General features: G+C 60.9%; 17 protein-coding genes. 4 read left to right on the top strand and 13 right to left on the bottom strand.

The genetic code is table 11. The features are described from left to right. Window positions 1-16: 16 nt before the first annotated feature. From SB725_RS13120 to SB725_RS13085, 8 genes are all read right to left on the bottom strand, one after another. On the bottom strand, window positions 17-913 hold the full coding sequence (locus SB725_RS13120) for a LysR family transcriptional regulator (protein WP_194939716.1): 897 nt from the start codon (window positions 911-913) through the stop codon (window positions 17-19). Between the two features lie 203 nt (window positions 914-1,116). Further along, entirely contained in the window at window positions 1,117-1,743 is a 627-nt protein-coding gene (gene ycaC / locus SB725_RS13115; RefSeq protein ID WP_027921406.1) for an isochorismate family cysteine hydrolase YcaC, read from the bottom strand. Between the two features lie 69 nt (window positions 1,744-1,812). Then, window positions 1,813-3,651: an amidohydrolase gene (locus SB725_RS13110; RefSeq protein ID WP_410921892.1), complete on the bottom strand. Its 1,839-nt coding sequence runs from the start codon at window positions 3,649-3,651 to the stop codon at window positions 1,813-1,815. Beyond that, the gene (locus SB725_RS13105) at window positions 3,648-4,241 is read right to left on the bottom strand and encodes an antibiotic biosynthesis monooxygenase (RefSeq protein ID WP_410921891.1); all 594 of its coding nucleotides are present in this window, start codon (window positions 4,239-4,241) and stop codon (window positions 3,648-3,650) included. The genes SB725_RS13110 and SB725_RS13105 overlap by 4 nt, the downstream gene beginning before the upstream one ends. Further along, complete coding sequence (locus SB725_RS13100) at window positions 4,234-4,650, bottom strand: DoxX family protein (protein WP_059181138.1); 417 nt, start codon at window positions 4,648-4,650, stop codon at window positions 4,234-4,236. Before SB725_RS13100 ends, SB725_RS13105 begins: the two co-directional genes overlap by 8 nt. Window positions 4,651-4,851: 201 nt before the next feature. Further along, window positions 4,852-6,609 (bottom strand): hypothetical protein, encoded by a 1,758-nt coding sequence (locus SB725_RS13095; RefSeq protein ID WP_050590120.1) that lies wholly within the window; start codon window positions 6,607-6,609, stop codon window positions 4,852-4,854. Window positions 6,610-6,803: 194 nt separating this feature from the next. Further along, complete coding sequence (locus SB725_RS13090; protein WP_059181140.1) at window positions 6,804-7,724, bottom strand: LysR family transcriptional regulator; 921 nt, start codon at window positions 7,722-7,724, stop codon at window positions 6,804-6,806. Between the two features lie 47 nt (window positions 7,725-7,771). Beyond that, window positions 7,772-8,758 carry an MBL fold metallo-hydrolase gene (locus SB725_RS13085; protein ID WP_410921890.1) on the bottom strand — a complete coding sequence of 329 codons (987 nt, stop codon included), beginning with the start codon at window positions 8,756-8,758 and terminating at the stop codon, window positions 7,772-7,774. A gap of 208 nt (window positions 8,759-8,966) precedes the next feature. Here SB725_RS13085 and SB725_RS13080 point away from each other — a divergent pair, with 208 nt between their 5' ends. Next, window positions 8,967-9,407 carry a helix-turn-helix domain-containing protein gene (locus SB725_RS13080; RefSeq protein WP_059181142.1) on the top strand — a complete coding sequence of 147 codons (441 nt, stop codon included), beginning with the start codon at window positions 8,967-8,969 and terminating at the stop codon, window positions 9,405-9,407. 58 nt (window positions 9,408-9,465) lie between these two features. Here the strand turns inward: SB725_RS13080 and SB725_RS13075 are convergent, their stop codons facing one another. Further along, on the bottom strand, window positions 9,466-10,290 hold the full coding sequence (locus SB725_RS13075) for an alpha/beta fold hydrolase (protein ID WP_027921413.1): 825 nt from the start codon (window positions 10,288-10,290) through the stop codon (window positions 9,466-9,468). Window positions 10,291-10,322: 32 nt separating this feature from the next. Beyond that, window positions 10,323-10,898 carry a flavodoxin family protein gene (locus tag SB725_RS13070; protein ID WP_027921414.1) on the bottom strand — a complete coding sequence of 192 codons (576 nt, stop codon included), beginning with the start codon at window positions 10,896-10,898 and terminating at the stop codon, window positions 10,323-10,325. A 410-nt stretch (window positions 10,899-11,308) separates the two neighbouring features. Here SB725_RS13070 and SB725_RS13065 point away from each other — a divergent pair, with 410 nt between their 5' ends. Further along, the gene (locus SB725_RS13065; RefSeq protein ID WP_410921889.1) at window positions 11,309-14,113 is read left to right on the top strand and encodes an ATP-binding protein; all 2,805 of its coding nucleotides are present in this window, start codon (window positions 11,309-11,311) and stop codon (window positions 14,111-14,113) included. On the opposite strand, the gene SB725_RS13060 is transcribed toward SB725_RS13065, so the two are convergent. Both SB725_RS13060 and SB725_RS13055 read right to left on the bottom strand, forming a co-directional pair. Further along, window positions 14,078-15,562: an ATP-binding protein gene (locus tag SB725_RS13060; protein WP_410921888.1), complete on the bottom strand. Its 1,485-nt coding sequence runs from the start codon at window positions 15,560-15,562 to the stop codon at window positions 14,078-14,080. The genes SB725_RS13065 and SB725_RS13060 overlap by 36 nt on opposite strands. Before the next feature lie 185 nt (window positions 15,563-15,747). Then, window positions 15,748-16,698, bottom strand: coding sequence for a GlxA family transcriptional regulator (locus SB725_RS13055; protein WP_027921417.1), 951 nt, complete (start codon window positions 16,696-16,698; stop codon window positions 15,748-15,750). Between the two features lie 345 nt (window positions 16,699-17,043). Here SB725_RS13055 and SB725_RS13050 point away from each other — a divergent pair, with 345 nt between their 5' ends. After that, a complete protein-coding gene (locus tag SB725_RS13050) occupies window positions 17,044-17,766 on the top strand; it encodes a pirin family protein (RefSeq protein ID WP_059181145.1) in 723 nt (240 codons plus the stop codon). A 60-nt stretch (window positions 17,767-17,826) separates the two neighbouring features. Here the strand turns inward: SB725_RS13050 and SB725_RS13045 are convergent, their stop codons facing one another. After that, window positions 17,827-18,702 (bottom strand): LysR family transcriptional regulator, encoded by an 876-nt coding sequence (locus tag SB725_RS13045; protein WP_059181146.1) that lies wholly within the window; start codon window positions 18,700-18,702, stop codon window positions 17,827-17,829. A 113-nt stretch (window positions 18,703-18,815) separates the two neighbouring features. On the opposite strand from SB725_RS13045, the gene SB725_RS13040 reads away from it, so the two are divergent. After that, a complete protein-coding gene (locus SB725_RS13040) occupies window positions 18,816-20,027 on the top strand; it encodes a YbfB/YjiJ family MFS transporter (RefSeq protein WP_027921420.1) in 1,212 nt (403 codons plus the stop codon). The last annotated feature ends 31 nt before the right edge of the window (window positions 20,028-20,058 follow it).

Below are 20,058 nucleotides of genomic sequence, written 5' to 3'. Positions count from 1 at the left end.
GGGAACTGTGTGAGGATTAGAGTTCGTCTTCAGTCTGATCCAGCTGTTCACGCAAAAACTCGATCAGCGCCTGCACCGGGCGCGAGCTCTGGCGGTGTTGCGGATAGACCGCCGACAACCTCAGCGGCTCAGGCTGAAACGCCTCCAGCACCGGCACCAGCCTGCCGTCCTTCAAGGCTGCACCGACGATAAATGTCGGCAAATAGGTAATCCCCATCCCGGAAATCGCCGCGTCCTTGAGCAACTCGCCGTTATTGACCCGCATCCGGCCCGTGACATTGACGGTCAGCGGTTTGCCCTGCCCTTCAAACCGCCATTGCACCTGACGACCGTGGCCGTACGGCAGGCAGTCATGGTCGTGCAGGTCTTCGGGTTTAAGCGGCGTGCCACGTTCGGCCAGGTACGTCGGGCTGGCGCAGTACACACGCTGGATCGAGGCGATGCGTCGGGCGATCAGCGTTGAGTCTTCAAGAATGCCGATACGCAACGCCAGGTCATACCCCTCACTGAGCAAGTCTACCGGGCGATCACTCAGGTCCACTTCCACGGTGACGTCGCGATAACGCTGCAAGAACAGCGGCAGCAGGCTGCCCAAATGCGCCAATGCAAACGACAAGGGTGCGCTGATGCGAATCGTGCCCCGTGGCTCGGTGGTTTGCCCGGCGATGCCCTGCTCCACTTGCTCGACTTCACCGAGCAGGCGCAAGGCCGACTCGTAATAACTCTGCCCCAGTGGGGTGACGTCCAGCCGCCGGGTCGAGCGATTGAGCAAGCGCACGCCCAGGCGCTCTTCGAGTTGCATCAAACGCCGGCTGACGAATTGCTTGGACAACCCCAATTGATCTGCCGCCGCGGTGAAGCTGCCGGAGTCCATGACCTGGCAAAAAATACGCATATCTTCGAACGGGTTCATTGTCACAGCCTGATTGACAGTCGAACACTTTATAGCCGTTTTTCAGGGTATCGACACCCCAACAATTACACACCCAATTCGCGTAGCAGCTGACGAGCAGTGGCTACAGGAGTCGGACTAGGCTCGGCGGTTGCTACAAAAAGCGCATTCGTCAGGCAAAAAAATGCCCGCGCATTGGCGGGCACTTTTCATTGGGGCTGGACTTACTTCGACGTCAGCGCCGAATAGCTGTTCATCAAATTGCGATAGTTCGGAATACGCGGCGACAGCAGATTCGCCAAGCCTTCCATGTCATTGCGCCAGTCACCTTGCAGCTCACAGGCCACCGAGAACCAGTTGACCAGTTGTGCACCCGCCGCCGTCATACGCGCCCATGCCGCTTGTTGCACGGTTTCGTTGAAGGTCCCCGAGGCGTCGGTGACGACGAACACTTCAAACCCTTCTGCCAGCGCCGACAGCGTAGGGAACGTCACGCAAACGTCCGTCACCACACCGGCAATGATCAACTGCTTGCGGCCCGTGGCTTTGACGGCTTTGACGAAGTCTTCGTTGTCCCAGGCGTTGATCTGGCCTGGACGCGGGATGTACGGCGCGTCCGGGAACAGCTCCTTGAGTTCCGGCACCATCGGGCCGTTCGGGCCGTTTTCGAAACTGGTGGTGAGGATGGTCGGCAGTTTGAAGAACTTGGCCAGGTCCGCGAGGGCCAGGACGTTGTTCTTGAATTCGTTGGGCGAGAAATCCTGAACCAGCGAGATCAGACCGGTCTGGTGGTCGACCAGCAAGACCACGGCATCATCCTTGTTCAGGCGTTTGTACGGAACGTTGCTCATGTGAAACTCCTCGGTGGATGGGTATTACGTCGGGCGCCGACACAGTCCATCGGCGCTTTGTTGTGATCGTCAGAACGCGAAGCACGAGCAGCCAAAGGCGCCCCAGAAACCGGCAAAATCGCTGACCGGCGCAGTCGACAAGCGCGCTTTTTCATGGCTGTGGGCATGCACGCCGCACGGCCCGCTGCAATGGTGAACCTGCGCCTGCATCGGCGAGGTCGGACGCCAGTGGCCCGGGACCTTGACCACCGGCGACCAGTCCGGCAGCACCGGTACGCTGGCCGGCCCGAGTTTTTCGAAGTCACCGGCGGCATACACCACCTTGCCGCCAACCACGGTCAACACCGACTCGATCCACTTGATCGCTTCTTCGTCGACGCTGAAAAAGTCCGCACTCAATGCCGCCACGTCCGCCAATTGACCGACCTTGATCATGCCTTTCTTGCCCTGCTCGGAAGAGAACCAGGCGCTGCCGTGGGTGAACAGTTCCAGCGCGGTCTGCCGGGACAGGCCTTCGGCATGCAGCTCAAGCCCTCCCACTGTCCGGCCGCTGACCATCCAGTACAACGAAGTCCAGGGGTTGTAGCTGGACACTCGCGTGGCATCGGTGCCGGCGCCGACCGGTACGCCTTCGGCCAGCATGCGCTTGATCGGCGGCGTCGCTTCGGCAGCTTTGGCGCCGTAACGCTCGACAAAATATTCGCCCTGAAACGCCATGCGGTCCTGAATCGCGATACCCCCGCCCAGCGCCCTCACCCGCTCGATGTTCTGCGGGGTGATGGTTTCAGCGTGGTCGAAAAACCACGGCAAACCGTTGAACGGAATGTCGCGGTTGACCTTCTCGAACACGTCGAGCATGCGGCTGATCGATTCGTTGTAGGTGGCGTGCAAACGGAACGGCCAACGCTGCTCCACCAAGTGGCGCACGACCGGCTCGAGTTCGTCTTCCATGGTTTGCGGCAGGTCCGGACGCGGTTCGAGGAAGTCTTCGAAATCCGCCGCCGAGAACACCAGCATTTCCCCGGCGCCGTTATGCCGAAGGTAATCGTCACCCTGGTGCAGGGTCACGCTGCTGGTCCAGTTCTTGAAGTCGGTGAGTTCTTCTTTGGGCTTCTGGGTGAACAGGTTGTAGGCGATACGGATGGTCAATTGCTGGTCCTTGGCCAACTGCTCGATCACCTGATAATCGTCCGGGTAATTCTGGAAACCACCGCCGGCATCGATCGCGCTGGTGAGACCGAGACGATTGAGTTCGCGCATGAACTGGCGGGTCGAGTTGACCTGGTACTCCAGCGGCAACTTCGGCCCCTTGGCCAGCGTCGAGTACAAAATCATCGCGTTGGGCCGCGCGACCAGCATGCCGGTCGGCTCGCCGTTGCTATCGCGCACGATCTCGCCACCCGGTGGGTTCGGCGTATTGCGGGTGTAGCCGGCCACGCGCAACGCGGCACGGTTGAGCAAGGCACGGTCGTACAGGTGCAGGACGAATACAGGGGTGTCCGGTGCTGCCTGGTTGAGTTCTTCGAGGGTCGGCATGCGCTTTTCGGCGAACTGGAATTCGTTCCAGCCACCGACCACGCGCACCCATTGCGGCGTTGGTGTGCGGTCGGCCTGATCCTTGAGCATGCGCAAGGCATCGGCCAGCGACGGCACCCCTTCCCAACGCAGTTCGAGGTTGTAATTGAGGCCGCCACGGATCAGGTGCAGGTGCGAGTCGTTGAGGCCGGGGATGACGCAGCGGCCCTTGAGATCGATGACCTGCGTGCCCGAACCGCGCAGGGCCATGGCCTCGGCATCGGTGCCGACCGCGACAAAGCGGCCGTCGCTGATCGCCACGGCACTGGCGAGCGGGTTTTCACGGTCAACGGTATGAAATTGGCCATTGAACAGAATCAGATCGGCGTTCATCGCGTTTCCTTGGGCTGAGGGGAAGGAGATAACCAGGGCGCGAATAATCGGGTCGCCATGGGCATGAACAGGTACACCACCGACAGCACGATGGTGAGCGTGATCAGAAACGTCGCTACGACGTAATTGGAGAGAACCGCGTTGAGTTGCAGCAGCGGTCCCCAGATCAGCGGCACCAGCAAGGTGTGCGGCAGAATCACCAGCAAGGTCACCACGGCCTGCTTCCAGCGTGGCGGCGGTGGCGACGCGGCGTCGGCCTGGGGCGCGAACCAGAATTCATTGACCGGGTTGACCTCGGTCTGGTCGCCGTCGGCGAGCATCGGCGTCGCTTCGCGGACCAGTTCCAGGCGTTGCGGCGAATCGAGCCAGTGCTGCATCGCCTCGGTGGTGCAAAAGCGCAGCACGCAGGTGTACATGTCGAGCCCGGCGTTTTTGCCGCGCATCACGTCCACGCCCAAGTGCCCTTCCTGCTGCCCGGCGATGCTGACAATGTTGCGCAGCCAGGCTTCGTAAGGCACTTCAAAACCCGACTTGACCCGGTGCTTGATGATCAGGGTCACGACTTCTTCAAAAGGTTTGGCTTCAGGCATAACGCAACGCTCCGGTGAATCGGACATTGAGCGCCAGCCGACCAGGCCCGGCGATGAAAATGCTGGTGAACAAGATCAACAACAACCAGCCGAATTGCCCTTGCTCGAGGCTCCATTGCGGATGCACCACCACCATCGCCACCAGCAACACACACAAGATCGGCAGGCACGCCAAACGCACCAACAGTCCGACAATGATCAGCAACGGGCACAGCACCTCGGCAAAAATCGCCAGCATCAGCGTCAGGTTGGCGCCAAGGTGGAAAGGGTCTTCGATGACGTGCAGTTGAGCGCTGTAGTCAAGCAGCTTCGGCAAGCCGTGCACCCACAGCAGGAACAGACTGGCGCTGCCCCGCAGAAACAGCAGTCCCCAGTCCTGGACCCGTTCATCCCGTAGCGACGTGTTCATGGGCTACCTGCACAAATGAAAAACCACCGGCAATGATGCGCCGGGACGTTTTTCGATAGTGCCGGTGTGGGGACGGGAAAAATTGGATGGGTGTGCTCTTTTTGTGGAAGAGCACAGATCTACCAAGCGACGCAGGCTCACACCCACAGGGGACCTGCATGACGGGCAGGATCGATCAAGGTATCGATAAACCGGCCCGGTTCAGGGAACGGCTCGAACAGTATATTCACGCGTGCCGAAGACCATCGCTGTCGCGTCATCTGCCACCTGATCCATATTTACCCGGAAGCGAATGGCCAACCGGCTGCCATCCCTCAATAGCGATAGATAGCTGTACGCAATGGTGATGCTAAAGCCATTGTTCGTGACCCAAGCACGGTGCACCGAGTTGCGCGAGCCCGCCCAGGTCTGGAGATTGTGGCTGCCACCACTGGCGTTTTCACCCTCCAGATCCAGCCAGATGCGCTGCCCTTGGGCGATATGTGGCCAGCCACCAAAACTGAGGGTCGCGCCGGACGTGACGTCTTTCAGGTCCAGCACGGTCGTGCCGTTCGCCTGGGTAATCACCGGAGCAATGAGCTCGACCGCCGGGATCGTCAGAACATCAAGGGGAAAGGGTTGAGAGGTCACCGGATCCGATGTCCCGCGGGTATAGGTGAACGTCAGCTCTACTTTTTTACCCAGGCTAAACGCGACCAATGAAACAGGCAGCGGTATTTCGATGGGTCGAGTATTGCCGGCCAAAACGGCGCTTGTCGTGTGTGAGCCCGCTGGCAGCGTGCCGGGCGCGGCTGCCCACCTCACAGTGAGCAGATCGCCAGGCGCCATTTCAGAATCCAGCACTGCGGTCAGTCTTTGCAACGCCGCCAGGGGATCCAGATTGACGTGATCGGGCGCTTCCTTGATCGACAACTGCCGCTTTTGCAGGCTCACGTTTATCCTCCACGAATTGGATACCGCGCCGTCGCCATACAAGGCTTTGGCCTTCAACTCGTGTAACCCGTCGGTCAGTCCAGTCACCTGATGCTTCCAACGACCGGAATCGGCCGTGGCCGTGCCTTTTGGAATGTTGCTGGCAAAGATTTCCACATCTTCACCCTCTGTAGCGGTACCTTCCAGGGTCACGCTGCCGTACTCGGTATCACCTCCATCAGCGATGTCCTGACCGAGTGGATCTCTTACCGACAGGATCACCGGCGTTTTCGGTGCATCCGTTCTTACAATGTAGTTGCGCGGCGCAAAAATCAGCGCTGTGGTCTCATCATCGCTTCCATCCAGCGTCGCCATGAACTCCAGAATCAAAGTGCTGCGATCCATGAGCCGTTTAAGCGGATCGGCAACAAAGTTTTTGGCATAGAAGCCGTGAAGGATCAATTGCTGATCGACAACCGTGCGAGGCCAGTACACAGCCTCGAAAGCACTGCCGTTGGCGTTGGTTCCCCTGAGCCGAAGCCAATGGTTTTGATTGTAGGCAATCAGGGGCCATCCATTTATTCGCAGCGTGAATTCGGTCAGGTCATTCACATTCAGAACCAAGCCTTCACCCGCGTTGTCCGCCTGCGGGATGAACGGTCTGGGCATATCGCCTTGTGCCAGTGGCAGCACATACAAAATCAATGGCTGCGAGGTTCTGGGCTCCGGGTCGTCTTCACTGATGACGGTGTAGGTCAGCGTTACCGTACGGCCCAGGTTGAAGGTCACCAGCGAATTGGGAATTCGTAGCTCCGCAGGGCGAGTATTTCCGACCTCGACGAAGCCCGAGGTATAGGAACCCTCGGCCGGCGTGCCCGGTGCCCCTTGCCATGTGACGCGGATCCTGTCCGTGGTCTGACTGTCGTAGTTCGCCACGACTGTGAGGTTATGCCTGACCGCCACCGGACTCAGGAGGGTGAAAACCGGGTTTTCCTTGATACGTGGAGGGGGCAAGTCATGGGTGGTTACGGCAGTCAGATTATTCATCGTTCGCTCTCAGTGCGGGATCGACCTTGCCCTTGGGGTACTGGCCTATCTCACACTGGATCGGGAATAGTCGCTACTGTCAGAACTGACAGGTAGACGGTTTTTTCAGACGAGTGGCTCTGCCTTGAAACCGGCCGTCATACCCACACAGTTTCCTGCAGGCGGGAATCTGCCCGGTCCGTAAGCCGCCACGTTCAGGCTGGAATGGGCAAAGGCCCCGACATGAATTCACTAATTCGCGAGCGCAACCAGCGCTCCGCCGGGTCGTTGTCATGCACCCCGCTCCAGGCCATCGACAATTGCGCTGCATCGATGGCAAACGGTGGGTCTTCAGCACGCAACCCACAGCCTTCCACCAGCGCGCACGCGGCATAGTCCGGTACGGTGGCGATCATCTCGGTGCCGGCGAGCAATGCGCGCAAGCCGCTGAACTGCGGCACGCCCAACACCACGCGACGGCTACGTCCAAGCTTGGCCAGGTCGAGGTCGATGTTGCCGCTCAGGTCGCCGGAGAACGACACCATGGCGTGGGGCCGTTCGCAGTATTCATCCAGCGTCAGCGTGCCCGGACGCTTGTCCCCGCGCAGCACTTTGCAGGGAATATCGCGCAGTTTTTTGCGCTTGGCGTTCGCCGGCAGGTCGGTGGTGTAACTGACGCCCACAGAGATTTCCCCGGAGGCCAGCAACGCCGGCATCAGCAGGTAGTTGGCGCGCCGTACCACGACCACAATCCCCGGTGCCTCTTCTTGCAGCTGCCGCAGCAACGGCGGAAACAAACCGAACTCGGCATCGTCCGACAGCCCGATACGAAACACATCACAACTGGTCGCCGGATCAAACTCCTTGGCCCGGCTGACGGCGCCCGAGATCGTGTCCATCGCCGGCTGCAACTCCTTGAGAATCGCCAGTGCCCGCGCGGTCGGTTCCATGCCGCGTCCGTTGCGCAGCAACAACGGATCGTCAAACAAATCGCGCAACCGCGCCAGCGCCGCACTCACCGCCGGTTGGCCCATGAACAGTTTTTCCGCGACGCGGGTCAGGTTCTTTTCGAACATCAGCGCCTCGAAAATCACCAACAGGTTCATGTCGACGCGGCGCAGATCGTTACGGTTCATAAGCACGGTTCCTTTGTGTGTTGAGCCAGGCACGAAACGCTGGGACTTTACTCGATCAGCGGTACTTTGGCCGCACGTTTGTAAGGCCCGTATTCGACCGGCACCCATTGGAAGTGCTTGCCCTCGGTTGCGATGTGACCGATGCCCGGAAACGGCAAGTGCGCCGCCGACACCCAGGTCTTGCTGGCGGCAGCGTCACTGAACACCTTGGCCCGGTTCTTGATCGCTTGCTGGCTGTTGACGTCAAAAGCGATCGACACGTCAGGGTGCTCGAATTGCACCGCGAGGTTATGCACCAGATCCCCCATGAACAGAATGCTCTGCCCTTCAGAGGTGAAGCGGTACGTAGTGCTGCCGGGGGTGTGTCCGCTCTCCAGCGTGGCATCGACCACACCCGGCACGGGCGATTGACCGGCCTCGAACGTCTTGAAACGACCCTGCGCAACGTAAGGCGCGGTGGAATCCTGGGCGATTTTGAAATAAGGCTTGGCGCCCTCTGGGGCCTTGGCGATGGCTTGAGGATCGAGCCAGTAATCAGCCTCGGCTTTTGCCACGTAGACCGTGGCATTGGCAAACACTGGTTTTTGCTCTGCGTCGACCAGCCCGCAGACGTGGTCAAGGTGCAGGTGGGTCAACAGAATCGCATCGACCTGGGACGGCTCGTACCCGGCGGCTTTCATGTTGTCCGAGAGCATGCCGGCCGTTGCGCCGATGCACTGGCCGGCGCCGGTGTCCACCAGAATCAGCTGCTTGCCGGTGTTGACCAAAAACGCGTTGAACGCGGTTTGCACACCCGGCGTTTCAATCGAGCGACGGGCCAGCAATGCGCGAATCTGACTTTGTGTCAGGCCCTTGAGCAGTTTCGGTGACAGGTCGTTGTAACCATCGAATAACGCCGTCACTTCGTAGTCGCCCACCGCCAAGCGGAAGTAGCCCGGTGCCTGTGTGCCGACTTGCGCCGGTGCCTGCGCCGAGGAAGTGCCTGATGCCAGCGCTACCGCGAGCCCCAATGCGCAAACCAGAGAATGTTTCATGCCTTCACCCTTGATCGATAAAAAAAAGCGGCCACGCCTAACGCCACCGGATGACATCAATAGTGCAAGTACTGCGTCTGAAGAAATTGCAGCAATGTGCTGAGTTAGCGCCTTTGCCGGATTTGCGCGAGGACGGAATTAACAACGTTTAACTCGCCTGCCAACACCCCGCGACGAAGAATGAAGCTCACCGACACGGACATTTGTCATGGCTCATTCTCAGCAAAACGTCGCCCGCGTGGCAGTCACTGAATCGCCAAAGAAGACCACCGGCGGCCTGACCCCATGGCGCGAAAGCCTGGCGAAACAACTGATCCTCGACCGTCTCGATGAATCCGTCGAGGTCACTGAACTGGCGCGGGCCTGCGCCCTCTCGCGCAGTCATTTCTCCCGCGCGTTCAAATGCAGCACCGGTTATTCGCCTCAGGACTGGATACGTCTGCAACGCATTGCACGGGCCAAGCAGCTGATCCGCGACACCGACTTGAGCCTCACGCAAATCAGCCTCGAATGCGGCTTCTGCGATCAGGCGCACTTCTGCCACATCTTCACCCGCAGCGAAGGCATCAATCCGTTTGCCTGGCGCTGCCGCACGGTACGCTCACACCCTCATCCACCCGCCTACACCGCTCAACTTCACGCACAATAACGCCCAACGCGGGGCTCGACAGCTGCTACAGGGGCCCGGGCACCTGTAGCAGCGAGTGTTAGCCGTTGAGGAACGCCAGCAAATCAGCGTTGAGTTGATCCTTGTGGGTATCCGTCAAGCCGTGCGGTGCGCCTGGGTAGATCTTGAGCGTAGAACCTTTCACCAGTTTTGCCGAAGCAACGCCCGCGGCTTCGAACGGCACGACCTGATCGGCGTCGCCGTGCACCACCAAAGTCGGGATGTCGAATTTCTTCAGGTCTTCGGTGAAGTCGGTTTCGGAGAAGGCCTTGATGCAGTCATAGGCGTTCTTGTGGCCGGCCATCATGCCCTGCATCCAGAACCAGTCGATCATGCCTTGGGACGGTTTCGCGCCCGGTTTGTTGAAGCCGAAGAACGGACCGCTGGCGAGGTCGATGTACAGCTGCGAACGGTCGACGAGGGACGCCTGGCGAATGCCGTCGAACACTTCGATCGGCAGGCCGCCGGGGTTGGCTTCGGTCTTGAGCATCAGCGGCGGCACCGCGGAGATCAGCCCGGCCTTGGCCAACCGGCCCGTGCCATGGCGACCGATGTAGCGCGCCACTTCGCCGCCGCCGGTAGAGAAGCCGAACAGCACCGCATCCTTGAGGTCCAGCAACTCGATCAGTTGCGCCAGATCGTCAGCGTAATGGTCCATGTCATTACCGGACCACGGCTGGCTGGAGCGCCCGTGCCCCCGGCGGTCATGGGCGATGACCCGGTAACCTTTGGACGCCAGGAAGATCATCTGCGACTCCCAACTGTCGGCATTCAACGGCCAGCCGTGGCTGAAGACGATGGGCTGTCCGGTGCCCCAGTCCTTGTAGTAAATCTCGGTGCCGTCGCGGGTGGTGAATGTTGTCATGGGTTATCTCCTTTGCGAGTGTCGGGGGTGTATCAAACCGGTGAGTGGTTCATGCGTTCGGCCAGCCGCGCCACGCGCTCGCCCAAGTGCGCGGCGGTGCAGCGGTCTTCGGGTGGCGGGGCCAGTTCGGGGGGTTGTTCGACATTGGATTGGGACATGGCACCGAGCGAGCTGCCCAAGCGATTCATCTGCCCATCGAACACGCCGGTGCCGGAGCGCGCGGGCAGCAGGTCGAGGCCGACCCAGATCATTGAATGCTGGGCCGCGAACACGGCCATTTGCAGCAAGGTGTTGAGTTTGTCGCCGCACAGGCTGCCGGAGTTAGTGAACCCGGCGGCCAGTTTGTCGCGCCAGGGTTGGGCCAGGTAGAACGCCGAAGTGGCTTCCATGAAGCCTTTGAACGGTGCCGAGGCGCTGCCCATGTAGGTCGGCGAGCCGAAGATGATGGCGTCGGCGCTGTGCAAGCGGTCCCAGTGGTCGTCCACTTCCTCCACCGGAATCAACAGGCAGGTGCTGCCCAAGTGCCGTTCCACCCCCTGGGCCACGGCCTGCGCCATGACACGGGTGTGCCCGTAGCCACTGTGATAGACCACCACCACGTTGCTCATTCCAGCGTCCTCATGACAATAAATCCCTGCTTGACTTAAATACCAACACCCCCCTGTAGGAGTGAGCCTGCTCGCGATAGCGGTCTATCAGTCGACAGGGTTGGTGACTGACACACCGCTATCGCGAGCAGGCTCATTCCTACAACGACTGACCGGTGGACGTTGAAGAACCAGAGTTTTGGGCGTAGACCAGACGCAGCACGAGTTAAACGTTGTTAATTTTCCCTGGCGCGCCAAAAGCCGTAACCCCGGCTTTGTTACCGTAAACACGGCACCGGCCAAGGGTGACGGGTACACACAGTCGCTGCGAACACCCGACAGTCATCCGCCACCCGGATTGCACTGATCCGAAAACCTGCGGAACATGCTCGAAAACAGCGTACTAGACGGATGCAAGCAGGAGCGACACGTTGACCCTTTCCCCCGAACAGGCTGTGCATTTCGGCCCCTACCGGATCTACCCCGGACAACGCCTGGTGATGGAGGCCGACCAGCCCCTGCGCCTGGGCCGACGTGCCATGGACATTCTGTTGATCCTGCTGGAGCACGCCGGGCACGTGGTCAGCAAGCAGCAACTGATTGCGGCGGTCTGGCCCAAAAGCGTGGTGGAGGACATCAACCTGCGGGTGCACATGGCGGCGTTGCGCAAAGCCCTCGGCGACGGCCAGGCCGGCCAGCGCTACATCGTCACCGTGGCACAGCGCGGCTATAGCTTTGTCGCGCCTTATTCGCTGGAACGGATCGAGCAGCACCCCGAACTCGAAGGACCGGTGCCCAACGGCCATAACCTCCCCGTGCGCCGCACCCGACTGATCGGGCGCCAGTCCCTGGTCGATCACTTGGTGACACAACTGGCACGCCAGCGCTTCATCACCCTCGTCGGCCCCGGCGGCATCGGCAAGACCACCGTGGCCCTGCGCGTCGCCGAACAGTTGATCGGGCGCTACCGGGACGGCATTCGCCTGCTGGACCTCGCACCGATCAACGACCCGCTGATGATCACCGCCCATTTGGCGACGCTGCTCGAGTTGTCCCTGCACGATGGCGAACCCGTGAGCGCACTGGCGGCCTTCCTGCGCGACCGCCAGATGCTGCTGGTCATCGACAATTGCGAACACCTGGTCGACGCCATCGCCCTGCTCTGTGAAAGCACCCTGCGCGCCGCGCCCGAGGTGCACATTCTGGCCACCAGCCGCGAAAGCCTGCGGGCCGAAGGCGAGTTCGTCCAGCGCCTTGAGTCGCTGGATTGCCCACCGCCCATCGCCGTGCTGGATCGCGCTCAGGCCATGACGTTCTCGGCGCTGCAATTGTTCGTCGAACGGGCGATGGCCAGCCATGACAGCTTCGAACTGAGTGATGACGAGCTGCCACTGTTGATCGACATCTGCCATCGCCTGGACGGCATTCCGCTGGCCATCGAACTGGCTGCCGCGCAAGTCGGCCACTTGGGTTTGAGCGGCGTGCTGGAGCAGCTGCAAGGCAGTTTTCGCCTGCTTACCCAAGGGTGTCAGCCGGCATTGGGTCGGCACCAGACGCTGCGCGCCACGCTCGACTGGAGCTACGAACTGCTGACGCCCTGCGAGCAAACCTGCCTGCGCCGGCTGGGCGTGTTCAGGGGCGGATTCACTCTGGAATCCGCAGCGGCGGTGATCGTTGGTGAACACATCGACCCCGACAAGGTGTTTGGTGCGATCACCCAACTGGTGGCCAAGTCGCTGCTGAACGTGGAAGTGGGCGACGAAGACGTGTTCTATCGCCTGCTCGACACCACACGCAGCTACGCCCTGGAAAAACTCGACCAGGCCGCCGACCTGCCGGACACGCGAGTCCGCCATGCCGAACGCTGCCTGGCGTTGATGCACCAGGCACGCAATGACTGGGAGCTCATCCCGACCAGTCTGTGGATCAAGCGGTATGCCCGGGGTCTGGAGGACATTCGCGCGGCGCTTGATTGGGGCTTGAACGGGCACGGCTCGCAAACATTGGCCATCCAGTTGGCCGCAACGTCCATGCCGCTGTGGCAGGAACTGTCGCTGCTCAAGGAGCATGGCATTTATGTGCGCAAGGCGCTGGCACTGCTCGATGCCACACCCGAGCCCTGCCCTCAGCTGAAAATGAGCCTGAAACTGGCCCTCGGCAGCTCCTGCTACCACACCCAGGGCGGCACTGTGGAAACCATCGACGCCTTCGTCAGCGCCAGAACGTTGGCCAGACAGTGCCGTGACATGGCCGGTCAGTTGCGGGCGGTGTCCGGGCACATGGCGGTCAATCTAAGCTGCGGAAATTATCAACTGGCGTTGGAACAGAGCCTGCAATTCGATCGACTGGGTGGGCATGACGACGCCGTGCTCGCGTTGAGCACCCACCGACTGCGCGTGCTCGCGTTGCACTTTGCCGGGGATCAGGGGCGGGCCCGGGCCAACGCCGAAGAAGTGATCCAGCGCATGGCCCACAGTGGTCACCTCAACCGCTTCACCCACGGTTTTGGCGTGCAATACGACCAAAGCGTTGCGTCCCTGACGATTCTGGCGCGCATCCTCTGGTTGCAGGGCCAACCGGAGCAGGCCTGGCGTACGGCCCGCCAGGCACTGGACATCGCGATTCAGATTAACCATGGCACTTCCATTTGTTACACCCTGGCCCTGGCCGGCTGCCTGATCGCCCACTACAACGGCGACACCCGCAGCGCCCGCGAGCTCCTGCGCCTGCTGCTGGAGCAAGCACAAAAACATTCGGTGCTGTTGTTCTACACGTGGGCACGTCACTACGCGCAGGTGATCGACCAGGCAGAGGGGCACTTGCCGCCCCCACCCGGCAGTGGGTTGATCAAGGACATCATGGTCACGCTGGACAGCGGTTTCGTCGATGACACCTTGTTGCAACGCGCGGATACCGGCATCGCCGGCTGGAGCACGGCAGAAATTCTACGGGCCAAAGCGAATGCGCTACTGGAAGAGGATTGCCCGTTGAAAAACCAGGCGGCCGAGGCCGTGCTGATGCGGGCACTGAACGTGGCCAGAACCCAGGGCGCCCTCGCCTGGGAGCTACGAAGCGCCACGTCGATGGCACGGCTCTGGCAGCGCCAGGGTCGCTATCGACAGGCCCATGAACTGCTGGCACCGATCTACCAGCAATTCACCGAAGGCTTTGCCACACCGGACCTGATGAACGTCCGCCGGTTACTCGACGAGTTGCAACGCCAGTTGCCCAGCTGACGTGGAGCGCCCTCGGCTGATAAAACGGGCGTAGCGCCTTTCGAAATCGCGCAACGCTCCGCTGTGCTCGAGTTTTTCCAAGGCATAGAGGCGAGTGGTGTTGAGGAAACGGTAGCGGGTCACACCGCGGCCCTCCTCCACCGACAACAATGATTTGAGTGCCAGGTGTTCTACCGCTTGCATCACACATCCGGGCGGCAGTACCGAGCAATTGATCACCGCCATGGCGGCGTCCAGGGTGAAGGCCATTTTGAACACGGCCAGGCGCTGCAACACCGTTTGCTCCTTTGGGTTCAACTGCTCATAGCTCCAGTCCAGCGCAGCTTTCAGGGTTTGGTGCCGGGGGACGGCCGTGCGCCGGCCTTGGGTCAGCAGCTGAAAACAATTGTCGAGCTGGGATTGCAGCCCGACCAAAGCCAGTGCGTCGATTTGCGCGGCCGCCAGCTCGATGGCCAGGGGCAAACCATCAAGCCTGCGGCAGATATCACCAACGGTGCTGAGGTCTTGTTCGCGCAGGGCAAAGCCTTGTTGACGGGCGCGGGCGCGACTGACGAACAGTTGCACGGCCGAATAGCCCATGACTTGCGCCACACTCTGCCACTCGGAGTTGGGCGGCACCGCCAGCGACGGTAGACGCACCAGCGTTTCCCCGGCGGCCAACAATGGTTCGCGGCTGGTGGCCAGAATCGACAGCCGGGGCGCCGCGATCAGCAGGCTTTCAACCAGCGTTCGACAGCGCTGCAGCAGGTGCTCGCAGTTGTCGAGCACCAGTAACGCGTGGCGCTGCGCCAACGCCTCAAGGGCAGTCCCGACATCGGATTCGAGGGCGCGCGTCAGATGGTCAACGACTTGCGCGGGATCATCAATCGACCCCAGATCAACCAGCCAGACGCCATCCTGATAGTGTTGCAACAACAACTCAGCCACGCGCAACGCCACGGTAGTCTTACCGATGCCGCCGGGGCCAACCAGCGTCATCAAACGCCGCACCGGCAACTGCCGCACCAGACTGCCGACAATCGAGTCACGACCGGTCACCGGCGTGAGCCGTGCCGGCAGGTTGTGTTGAGCTTTTTGAATGGATTGGATCGACACAGGCGCGCCTGCCGGCAGGTGCTGCACCGGGGCCACAAAGCTGTACCCGCGCTGGGGAATGTTGACGATGTAGCGCTGACCGTTTTGCCCGTCGCCCAGGGCGCGACGTAGCGCAGCAATGTGCACGCGCAGGTTGATTTCCTCGACCACCGACGTCGGCCAGACCCGGGCAATCAGTTCGTCCTTGCTGACCACCGTCCCGGCGCGCTCGACCAGCACCTGCAAAATGTCCAGGGCCCGCCCGCCCATGCGCAGCGGCCGATCACCGTCCAGGATCAGCCGTTGCCGTTGGTGAAACGCGTAGGGGCCGAAATGCAGCACCGCTTCGCTGATCAAATCTGTAAGGCTGTTCATGCACGTTCGCGTGCTGAAAACCTGGCCAGGCTCTAAGTGCCACAACCCACCTTCGCACTCGCCTTCCAGGCTCCCGCACCTCCCTTGCAAAGAGTTCAGGGGTATCTTGGCAGCCCTGCGTGACGGTTCAACGGCCACGGAGGGAGCGTCCCGGCCATCAAGGTGCGCATGACGGACACAACACGCTAGCTGAACTGTTCACGGTACTGACTGGGGGTCAGGCCAAGCTTTTCGCCGAACAGGAAACGCATGTGGCGCACGCTGCCAAAGCCGCTTTTGAACGCCACCGTCTTGAGCGGCAGGTCACTGGTTTCCAGCAGGCTTCTGGCGCGGTCGATGCGCGCGTTTTGCAAAAACTCCATCGGTGTCATGTTCACTTCCCGGGCAAAAACCCGGGTGAAGTGCCGCGCACTCATGGTTGCCAGACCGGCCATGCGCTCGATGCAGAACGCTTCATCCAGGTGTTCCAGCACATAGTTTTGCACCCGGGTGATCGGCGTTTCGTGCGGGGCAACCGTGGCCATCAACGGGCTGAATTGCGCCTGTCCGCCCTGGCGCTTCATCACCACCAACAGCACTTTGGCCACGTCCTGCGCGACTTTTTTGCCATGGTCTTCGGCGACTACCGCCAGCGCCAGGTCGATGCCGGCGGTCACGCCGCCGGAGGTGATGAGGTTACGGTCCAGCACGTAAATCTGATCGGTCTCCACGGTGGCCTTGGGGAAGCCTTTGATCAGCCGTTCGGTGTAGTGCCAGTGAGTGGTCACGCGGTAACCGTCGAGCAAACCGGCGTGCCCCAACACGAAAGCCCCCGTGCAGATCGAACCGTATCGCCCGGCGCGATTCACCGCGCCCGTGAGCCAGTTGAGCAACGGCGGGTGTTTCTCGTTATAGGCACCGGGGCCGCCCGGCACCAGCAGCAGGTCGTAGCCTTGAGTTGCCTGATCAATGTGCAGATCGGCCTGGACGTTGACGCCGTTGGACGCACGCAATGCGCCGGGTTCGGTGCCGATGGTCGTGAGGACGTAGTGGTCAGCCGGGGCCAGGTAGCGGTTGGCGATGGAAAACACCTCCATGGGACCGGCCATGTCGAGCAGGAGGAAGCCCGGGAATAACACCATTGCCACGGTTTTCATGGGTTAGAAATCACTGAAGTCAAAAAAGAATACCGGCCAGACACCGGTCCCTGTAGGTGAGCCTGCTCGCGATCGCGGGGTATCAGTTGATATCAATGTTGACTGACACACCGGGATCGCGAGCAGGCTCACTCCTACAGGGGGTTGTGTGTAAGGCGTTAAAAGGGTGCTGTGCATTATGGCCAATCGTGGCGCCTGTGTCGGGAAAGAATGCGTGATCGTCCGCACATTACTGTCAACCTCATCAGGACAGTGTTTCAATTTTCATCTACTTATTGCACCAGCTAGTAACCATTAACCTTCTCCTCACTCGGACGAATCAACGTCCCAACAGGAGATTTCATCATGCTGACCCTTCGCAAAGCTTCTGATCGCGGCGCGGCCAATCACGGTTGGTTGAAGTCGTTCCATACCTTTTCCTTCGCCAACTATCGCAACCCCAAAGAACAGGGTTTTTCAGACCTGCTGGTGATCAACGATGACCGCGTGGCGGCCGGTAAAGGCTTCGGCCAACACCCTCACCGCGACATGGAGATTTTCTCCTACGTGCTCGAAGGCGCGCTGGAACACAAGGACACGCTGGGTACCGGTTCGGTGATCCGTCCGGGTGATGTGCAGTTGATGAGCGCCGGCAGTGGCGTGGCCCACAGCGAGTACAACCACTCGGCGACACGGCCCGTGCATTTCCTGCAAATCTGGATCGTGCCGCAAGTCAGCGGCGCCAAACCGCGTTATCAGCAAGAGCACTTCAGCACGCAAAAGAAACGCGGACGTCTGCAACTGATCATCTCCCCCGACGGCGACAAGGGTTCGCTGAAAGTGCGACAGGACGCACGTGTGTACGCCGCGCTGATCGACGGCAAGGAAAGCGCTGCGCTGGAACTGGCGGCGAATCGTTATGCTTATGTGCACGTGGCCCGTGGCAGCGTTGAACTCAATGGCGTGCAGTTGCAGGAAGGTGATGGCGTGCGGGTTCGCAATGAGCAGGTGCTGACGTTGAGCAACGGTGCGGATGCTGAAGTGCTGGTATTCGACCTGCGCCCGCAAGAGCTGCCTGAAATGCCATAACTGTTAAACGCAAATCCCTGTAGCAGCCGGACGCAGGCTTCGCCAGCGGCTACAGGTGTGTTATTCGCCGGTGCCGGAGAACACCGCGACAATTTCATCGATCACCGCCCGCACCCGCGCGGTGTGCCGCAAGTCGGCGTGGGTCACCAGCCAGACGTCATACGGCAGCGGTCGGGTGCGTTCCGGCCACAGCCTGACCAACCCGTCCCTCTCCCCCATGTACACCGGAATTTCCCCCAGCCCGATACCCGCCGCAATCGATCGACGCACCAACAGGCTGGAGCTCAGGCTCGACACAATCCGCCCGCGATGCAACGGCTCCGACACCAGCGTCATGTCCTTCTGGTTTTGCAGGTACGGCTGATACACCACCAGATCATGCCCCTCGAACGCCGAGCCCGGCGCCGGCACGCCGTGGGCGTCCACATACGCCTGCGACGCAAAAAGCCCCACCGGCCAGCGGGCGATTCGTCGCGCGATCAGGTCCGGGTTATCCGGCCGGGTATTGCGCACGGCGATGTCGGCTTCGCGTTTGGCAAGGCTGAGAATCTGCGTCGAGGCGTCCAGTTGCACGCGTACGTCGGGGTGCTGTTGATGCAGGCGCGCAATGGCCGGGATCAGAAAATCGATGGCCATGGAATCGGTGGTACTGACCCTGACGAGCCCGGTCAAGCGGTCATCCAGCCCCTGGATCTGCCGCTGCAGCTCCAGCGCCGAGCGCTCCATTTTTTCCACCGCCGCCAGCGCCGCCTCGCCGACGGCGGTCAGTGCATAACCTTCCGAGGTGCGCAGGAACAACGTGGCACTCAATGACTTTTCCAGCGCCGTAATCCGTCGCCCCACCGTGGCCTGATCGACCCCCAGCACCCGCGCGGCGCCGCGCAGTGTCGACTCTCGGCAAACCGCGAGAAATACCCGTGCGTCATCCCAATTCATGCGGCTCTCCTACCGATGCATATACGCATCACCATAACGCAAAATCGCTGCGTTATTGCATCAGATAATCGCGGTAGGCTGAAGGCCAGCAAACACCTCTCAGGATCCTGCTCATGCACAGCTCATCGACCCCCTCGCGACGCGCCATTTGGCTGCCGATCTTCGCCGGCCTCAGCGCCAGTCTGGTCAGCATTGGCCTGGCGCGGTTTGCGTACACGCCGTTGATTCCCGCATTGATCCAGGCGCACTGGTTTTGCGCCAGCGACGTGGTTTACCTCGGCGCCGCCAACCTCGTGGGCTATCTGATTGGCGCCCTGATCGGCCGCCCTGTCGCGCAACGCACCTCCAACAAAACCGCGCTGCGGCTGATGATGTTGGCGGTGACGTTGTCGTTTTTCGCCTGTGGCTTTCCCTTGTCGGTGAGTTGGTTCTTTGGCTGGCGCCTGCTGTCGGGCGTTGCCGGTGGCGCGATCATGGTGCTGGTGGCCGCGACCGTGTTGCCCCACGTGCCGGCATCACGCCGCGGGTTGGCCAGCGGTGCGATTTTTCTAGGGATTGGCCTGGGCATTGCCGGTTCGGGGACGATTGTTCCGCCGTTGCTGAGCCTTGGCTTGCAGCAGACCTGGTTTGGCCTCGGTTTGTTGTCCCTGGTGCTCACCGCTGCCAGTTGGTTCGGCTGGCCGTCAGAGGCGCACCACCCAGCCGTCGCGCCGTCAATCGACGAGCCCAAGACGGCCACTGATCCACGGGTATACCTGCTGTTCGCTCAATACGCGTTCATGGCCGCCGGACTGGTGCCCGCCATGGTGTTTCTTGTGGATTACGTCGCCCGTGGTCTCGGTGCCGGGCCGCACGTCGGCGCACTGATTTGGGTGATGTATGGCCTCGGCGCGATTATCGGGCCGGTGAGTTATGGCTTTCTGGCGGATCAGTTCGGCGCGAAGGTCAGTATTCGCGTGGTGCTGGTGGTGCAAGCAATTGCCGTTGGCCTGTTGGCGATATCGAGTTCCTTTACGGCGCTGGCCTTGCTGGCGGTGATTCTCGGCTCGTTCCCGCCGGGCATCGTCCCGTTGGCGCTGGCACGGGTTCACGAACTGATCCCGCAGCATCATCAGCAGCAAGTGGCCTGGAGCCGCGCGACGGTTTCGTTCGCCACCTTTCAGGCCATCGCCGGGTTTGCCTATTCGGCGTTGTTCAATGCCAGCGGCGGTCATCACGCCTTGTTGTTTGTCATCGCGGCCGGTGCGATTGTGGTTGCACTGCTGCTGGAACAGGGCATGCGTTTGCTCAACCGTCGTGATGATTTGCTGCCTGTTTTGAACTGAATCACCGCTCCCTCAATGCGGTCCCACTGTT

Origin of the sequence: Pseudomonas sp. SIMBA_041, assembly GCF_046535095.1 — a bacterium.
GTDB classification, from domain to species: Bacteria; Pseudomonadota; Gammaproteobacteria; order Pseudomonadales; family Pseudomonadaceae; genus Aquipseudomonas; species Aquipseudomonas mucoides.
This window is presented reverse-complemented; position numbering and strand designations above follow the sequence as displayed.

Excerpts from the sequence above, each read along its gene's own strand:
- SB725_RS13105 (WP_410921891.1), bottom strand. The coding sequence starts at position 4,241 with ATGCCTGAAGCCAAACCTTTTGAAGAAGTCGTGACCCTGATCATCAAG.
- SB725_RS13070 (WP_027921414.1), bottom strand. The coding sequence starts at position 10,898 with ATGAGCAACGTGGTGGTGGTCTATCACAGTGGCTACGGGCACACCCGT.
- SB725_RS13050 (WP_059181145.1), top strand. The coding sequence starts at position 17,044 with ATGCTGACCCTTCGCAAAGCTTCTGATCGCGGCGCGGCCAATCACGGT.
- SB725_RS13080 (WP_059181142.1), top strand. The coding sequence starts at position 8,967 with ATGGCTCATTCTCAGCAAAACGTCGCCCGCGTGGCAGTCACTGAATCG.
- SB725_RS13060 (WP_410921888.1), bottom strand. The coding sequence starts at position 15,562 with ATGAACAGCCTTACAGATTTGATCAGCGAAGCGGTGCTGCATTTCGGC.
- SB725_RS13120 (WP_194939716.1), bottom strand. The coding sequence starts at position 913 with ATGAACCCGTTCGAAGATATGCGTATTTTTTGCCAGGTCATGGACTCC.
- SB725_RS13045 (WP_059181146.1), bottom strand. The coding sequence starts at position 18,702 with ATGAATTGGGATGACGCACGGGTATTTCTCGCGGTTTGCCGAGAGTCG.
- SB725_RS13090 (WP_059181140.1), bottom strand. The coding sequence starts at position 7,724 with ATGAACCGTAACGATCTGCGCCGCGTCGACATGAACCTGTTGGTGATT.
- SB725_RS13040 (WP_027921420.1), top strand. The coding sequence starts at position 18,816 with ATGCACAGCTCATCGACCCCCTCGCGACGCGCCATTTGGCTGCCGATC.
- SB725_RS13110 (WP_410921892.1), bottom strand. The coding sequence starts at position 3,651 with ATGAACGCCGATCTGATTCTGTTCAATGGCCAATTTCATACCGTTGAC.
- SB725_RS13095 (WP_050590120.1), bottom strand. The coding sequence starts at position 6,609 with ATGAATAATCTGACTGCCGTAACCACCCATGACTTGCCCCCTCCACGT.
- ycaC (WP_027921406.1), bottom strand. The coding sequence starts at position 1,743 with ATGAGCAACGTTCCGTACAAACGCCTGAACAAGGATGATGCCGTGGTC.
- SB725_RS13085 (WP_410921890.1), bottom strand. The coding sequence starts at position 8,758 with ATGAAACATTCTCTGGTTTGCGCATTGGGGCTCGCGGTAGCGCTGGCA.
- SB725_RS13055 (WP_027921417.1), bottom strand. The coding sequence starts at position 16,698 with ATGAAAACCGTGGCAATGGTGTTATTCCCGGGCTTCCTCCTGCTCGAC.
- SB725_RS13100 (WP_059181138.1), bottom strand. The coding sequence starts at position 4,650 with ATGAACACGTCGCTACGGGATGAACGGGTCCAGGACTGGGGACTGCTG.
- SB725_RS13075 (WP_027921413.1), bottom strand. The coding sequence starts at position 10,290 with ATGACAACATTCACCACCCGCGACGGCACCGAGATTTACTACAAGGAC.